Origin of the sequence: Micromonospora craterilacus (assembly GCF_003236315.1) — a bacterium.
GTDB lineage: Bacteria > Actinomycetota > Actinomycetes > Mycobacteriales > Micromonosporaceae > Micromonospora > Micromonospora craterilacus.
In genome coordinates this window covers 1-5,283 of sequence record NZ_POTY01000338.1, presented here as the reverse complement: position 1 = coordinate 5,283, position 5,283 = coordinate 1, and the positions used below count along the sequence as shown (strand labels likewise).

General features: G+C 72.8%; 6 protein-coding genes. All 6 read right to left on the bottom strand.

Features of this window, described 5'->3' with window-relative positions; translation table 11 throughout:
- Positions 1 to 17 precede the first annotated feature (17 nt).
- Positions 18 to 1,196, bottom strand: coding sequence for a MarP family serine protease (locus C1I95_RS31580; protein WP_111219475.1), 1,179 nt, complete (start codon positions 1,194 to 1,196; stop codon positions 18 to 20).
- Positions 1,197 to 1,259: 63 nt separating this feature from the next.
- Positions 1,260 to 1,949 (bottom strand): NUDIX hydrolase, encoded by a 690-nt coding sequence (locus C1I95_RS31575; protein WP_199524000.1) that lies wholly within the window; start codon positions 1,947 to 1,949, stop codon positions 1,260 to 1,262.
- 76 nt (positions 1,950 to 2,025) lie between these two features.
- Positions 2,026 to 2,646, bottom strand: coding sequence for a TlpA family protein disulfide reductase (locus C1I95_RS31570; RefSeq protein WP_111219471.1), 621 nt, complete (start codon positions 2,644 to 2,646; stop codon positions 2,026 to 2,028).
- Positions 2,643 to 3,422, bottom strand: a complete 780-nt coding sequence (nth, locus tag C1I95_RS31565) for an endonuclease III (protein ID WP_111219469.1) — start codon at positions 3,420 to 3,422, stop codon at positions 2,643 to 2,645. The genes C1I95_RS31570 and nth overlap by 4 nt, the downstream gene beginning before the upstream one ends.
- Before the next feature lie 58 nt (positions 3,423 to 3,480).
- Complete coding sequence (locus C1I95_RS31560; RefSeq protein ID WP_111219467.1) at positions 3,481 to 4,677, bottom strand: CapA family protein; 1,197 nt, start codon at positions 4,675 to 4,677, stop codon at positions 3,481 to 3,483.
- 58 nt (positions 4,678 to 4,735) lie between these two features.
- On the bottom strand, positions 4,736 to 5,283 hold a 548-nt coding region (locus C1I95_RS31555; RefSeq protein ID WP_111219465.1), incomplete at its 5' end, for an adenosylcobinamide amidohydrolase.

Here is a 5,283-nt window from a genome sequence, read left to right as displayed (position 1 = left end):
CTCCCCGACCCTGACAGTCAGGTGCACTCGCCGGTACCGACGCCGCGGGTCCGCTCGGCGCCAGCCAGCGCCACCGGGCGGGCCTCGGCAGCGGTCACCGCGAAGCCGGTGTTCGGGTCGTCGGCCGCCGCCGCGAAGATCACCCCGAGCACCAGCCCGTTGGCGGAGACCAGCGGCCCGCCGGAGTTGCCGCTGCGCACCAACGCCCGGATCGTGTAGATCTCCCGGGTCACGTTCCCCGAGGAGTAGATGTCCGGCCCGGTGATCCGGTCGACGTCGCGGACCCGCGCCGACTGGGCGTTGTACGGCCCGTCCAGCGGGAAGCCGAGCACGATGGCGTCCGCGCCGGTGGCCGCGTTGCCGGCGGCGAACCGCATCGACGGGCCGGGCAGCCCGGGTACGTACAGCACGGCCAGGTCCCGGTCCGGGTCGTAGACGACGACCTCGCCCTCGTACCGGTCGCCGCGCATCTCCACGGCGACCGTACGGGTGCCGGCGACCACGTGCGCGTTGGTCATCACCCGGTCGTCGGCGTACACGAAGCCGGAGCCCTCGATCCGTCGGGAACAGCTCGGGGCCGAGCCGAGCACCTTGACCACCGAGCGCTGGCCGTTGGTCACCACCTCGGAGCCGGCGAGCGCCGGGTCGGGCGGCTCGACCTGCCGGGCCTGGGTACGCCGGAGACCGTCGAAGACGTCCGGGAAGCCGTTGGTGTCGACGGTGTCCCGCAGCGCGGTGGACAGCTGCTGGGCCTGATGGGGCAGCACCCGGTCGACCACGTTGAGCAACGCGCTGCTGCGTACCGAGGCGGCCAGCCAGGGCAGCGAGGAGGAGCCGAGCGGCACCGCCACCAGCCAGGCGACCAGGAGCACCGCGAAGAGCGAGACGAACGCGCCGCCGACGTCGTCGACCCGGCGAGCCGCGTCATTGGCGATGGTGCGGCGCAGGTGGGAGCCGAGCCAGCCGGCGAGTGCCTGGCCGACCACGGCCAGGCCGAAGATGGCGACCAGGGAGATCAGCACCCGGGTGCCGCTGTCGACGAACTGATCGGCGAACATCGGCCCGACCTGGAGACCGATCAGGGCACCGAGGAAGAACCCGGAGAACGACAGGACCCCGATGACGAACCCCTGTCGGTATCCGCTGATCGCAAACACGAGCATGAGCAACAACAGGACGAGATCCACGGCCGACACGGCTCAAGCGTACGGGCCACAGGCTCGCGGGATGACGATCGCTTGCGGAAGGTGACCGCGTGATCAGCGCACAGCGCTCTCGTCGACCGCGTCGGTGCCGGCCGACGGTGCGGGCGACGCCCCGGTGGGCGGAAGATCAATCACGCGGTCGCGGGGCCACGGCCGGCTCCAGCCGCCCATCTCCAGCAGCGCCGCCAGCACCCCGGCGGTGAAACCCCAGACGAGCATCCCGCGGACGGAGAACGCGGGCCCGATCCAGCCGCTCGAATGGCGTACCCGCACCCGGTTGGCCGGGTCGACCAGCTCGGCGATCGGCAGCCGGGCGACGTGCGCCACCTCGGCCGGCTCCCGGGGGTGCACCGGGTGCGGCGCGTGCCACCAGGCGAGCACCGGGGTCACCACGAAGTCGCTGACCGGGATCCACAGCCGAGGCAGCTCCGCCAGGACGGTGACGCTGACCGGGTCGAGACCGACCTCCTCGTTCGCCTCGCGCAGCGCGGTCGCGGCGGCGTCGGCGTCCTCCGGGTCGGCGGCCCCGCCGGGGAACGCCGGCTGGCCGGCATGGTTGCGCAGGGTTGCCGCCCGCTGCAGGACCAGCACGTCCGGCCCGGTGCCCGCGTCTTCGCCGAGCAGCACCAGCACGGCGCTCTCCCGGCCGCCGCTCTCCGGCGTGAGCAGCTGGGTGAAGTCCTCGGTACGCGCGGTGCCGAGCCGGTCCAGCAGCGGCTCCATCCAGCCCGGCGGTCGGCTCACGCCGTCACCTCGCTTCGCTCGGCGCCGGCCTGAGCCGGCCCAGCACTGCGCTGATGGTTCGCTCGCTGGTGCTCGCTCACGCCGGCACCGAGAGGCCGAGGTGCTGCTGGACGAGTTCGGTGAGCCGGGCGTCGTCGAGCGCGCCGGAGGTGTCGATGTGCCGGATCCGGCCGTCGGCGGCCACGAAGATGGTCAGCGGGAAGGCCTTGCGGTGCAGCGCTCGCTGCACCGCCTCGCCCTGGTCCACCAGCATCGGGAACCGTACGCCGAAGTCCTCGCCGATGGACTGGGCCGCGCCGCGGCTGTCCTGGCTGTTCACCCCGATCACCCGGAGCTGCCCCTCGGCGCGCTCGCTAAGCCGCTGGAAGGCGGGCAGTTCCTTGCGGCAGGGCGGGCACCAGGAGGCCCAGATGTTGACCACGGCCGGCCCGCGTACCTCCCGCAGGGCGACCGGGGCCCCGCCGGTGAAGCAGGTGAGGGTCAGCTCGGGCAGCAGCTCACCGCCAGCGGCTCCCTCCACGGCGCTGCCACCGGAGCCGTCCGGGGCGGCGGTGAGGGCGGCGCAGTCCTGGAACGGTGACGGCCGGCCGGCCACCGCGTCCGGCCGGTTGGGCGTGGGCGCCTCGGTCTCGGCGGTGCACGCCGTGGTGACCAGCAGCAGCAGCGGTACGGACAGCAGGGCGAGCCGGCGGATCACGGCGCCTCCGCCCGGACCGCCTGCACCGGCACCAGTTCCGGGTCGACCCCGGCGGCTGCCGCGAGGTCGCGCGCCCGAGGACCCTTGAGCAGCTTGGCCGCCGCGGCCGGCTCGGTCGGCCCGGTGCCGTACGACGGGCAGAGCTTGGTCAGCGTGCACGCCCCGCAGGCGGGCTTGCGGGCGTGGCAGACCCGGCGGCCGTGGAAGATGATCCGGTGCGAGAGCATGGTCCAGTCGCGCTTCGGGAACATCGCCCCGATCTCATGCTCGATCTTGACCGGGTCGGTCTCGGTGGTCAGCCGCCAGCGCTGCACCAGCCGCTGGAAGTGCGTGTCGACGGTGATCCCGGGGACGTCGAACGCGTTGCCGAGGATCACGTTGGCGGTCTTGCGACCGATCCCGGGCAGCGTCACCAGGTCGGCCAACCGGCCGGGGACCCGGCCGTGGTAGCGCTCGACGAGGGCCTGGCCGAGCTGAATCAGCGAGTTGGTCTTGTTGCGGTAGAAACCGGTGGGCCGGATCAGCTCCTCCATCTCGCCCCGGTTGGCCGCGGCGTAGTCGGCGGCGGTCGGGTAGCGGGCGAAGAGCTTCGGAGTGACCTCGTTGACCTTCTTGTCCGTGCACTGGGCCGACAGGATGGTGGCGACGGCCAGTTCCAGCGGGCTGGTGTGGTCGAGTTCACAGTGCGCGTCGGGATGCGTCTCGGTCAGCAGGCGGCCGATCCGGCGCGCGCGACGGGTCCGCCCGAGGTCGGTCTCGGTGGCACTTCTGGTCACGACGGCCAGCCTACGTGGCCGGGCAGACTCTTCTGCCCGGCCTCGCGTCCGGACCGGGTCAGTCCCGGTCCGGTGGGCTGATCTTCCCGGTGTCGGTGAACTGGGCGCCGCTGTCCGGGAAGTCGAGCTTGGTGAGGTCCCGGAGCAGCCCGAGGCCGCGGTCGTCGGGATCCATCGTCGGCTTGCGGTTCCCGTCCATGTACGTGGAGGTGAACGTGCCGCCGCCCCAGCTGCCGTCCGGCTTGAGCGACACCTTCAGCACCCCGCCCCAGCCGAGGCGGCCGGTGTTGCTCAGCGAGTTGCCGCCACCGGCGAAGTTGCCCAGGCTGTACGCGATCAGCCGACCCTTGTAGAACTCCATGCCGCGCAGCACGTGCGGACCGTGGCCGACGACCAGGTCGGCACCGGAGTCGATCATCGCCCGGGAGAACTTGATCGGATCACCCCGGTTCTCGCCGAGGAACATCTCGGTGCCCGGCCGCACCCGCGTCATCTCCGACCCCTCGGCCCCCATGTGCACCTGCACCACGACGATGTCGGCCTGGTCGGCAGCCTTCTCGATGACCTTCTTCGCGGCCGCAATGTCGACCAGGCTGTTCGACCAGCGGTACGACGAGAAGCCGGCGACCGCCACCTTGACGCCCTTGACGTCGAGCACGGTGATCTGGTCGGGCGCGCCGCTGTGCGCGAGGCCGTGCTCCTCCAGCGCCTTCTGGGTGTTCTCGTACCCCTTCGGCCCGAAGTCGTAGCCGTGGTTGTTGGCCTGGTTGAGCAGGTCGAAGCCGGCGTCGGCGAGGTGCGCGGCGTACTCGGGCGGGGCCCGGAACTGGAAGCAGCGGGTGGAGTTGGCCCCGCACTTGCCGGTGCCGGTGTCCACCGTCAGCGGCTCTTCCAGGTTGCCCATCACCAGGTCGGCGGCGAGCGCCTTCTTGACCGAGTCGAAGAAGCCCTTGCCGTTGTTGGGCGGCATCCGGTTGGGCGCCATGGCCATGACGATGTCGCCGGTGGCGGAGAGGGAGATCGTCTTGACCTCGGGGGGCTTCGTCTTGACCGGTGCGCCGGTGCCACCACCGCCTGTGCCGGGTTGCCAGATCGGCCGGTCGGCGGAGTCGGCGCAGCCGGCGAGGAGGAGGGCGACGAGCAGCGCACCGAGCGCGGCCACGGCGTGGCGGCGCGGCCGGGCCACGGCGTGGCGGCGCGGCCGGGCCACGGCGTGGCGGCGCGGCCGGGACGCGAGGGGGGCGGCAGCATACATCGTGGGCGACCCTACCGGGCAGGTAACGAAGCCACGACGGCCGATCGGGTGGGGAGTTTCAGCCCGGGAGCCGATCCGACCATGGCACGGTGTCGGTCCCGACCGCCAGCACGGCGGCGTGCACCGCCCGGGCCAGCGGCGCACCCCAGGTGGAGCGCGGGCCGCCGTAGGCATCGGCCGGCCCGTCCGGCGGGCAGAGGACGGTCACCGCGTCGGTCGGGGTGCCGGTGCCGGGCAGCCCCAGCTCCGCGATCGCCTGGGACTTCGCCTCGGTGGCCGTGGCCACCGCGTTGACCAGCGCCGCGTCGCCGAGCCGGGCCGGGACGTACGCCACGATGTTGACGGTGCCGACCCGCTGCGCCGGTGCCGCCACGGCGGGCGCCGCCGCGGGAATCGGGATACCCAGGCCGACGGTGGCCCAGACCTGCACGCCGGTGTCGGTCCGGGTGACCACCTCGCCGACGTCGACACCGGTCAGCAGCCCCACGCCGGGCCCGTCGAGGCCGAGCCGGCGGGCCAGCTCGGCCAGGTGGTCGGCGGGGTCGTCCCGGTCGTACGACATCGGCACGGTCGCGTTCAACACCCACCGCCGCACCCCGATCCCCC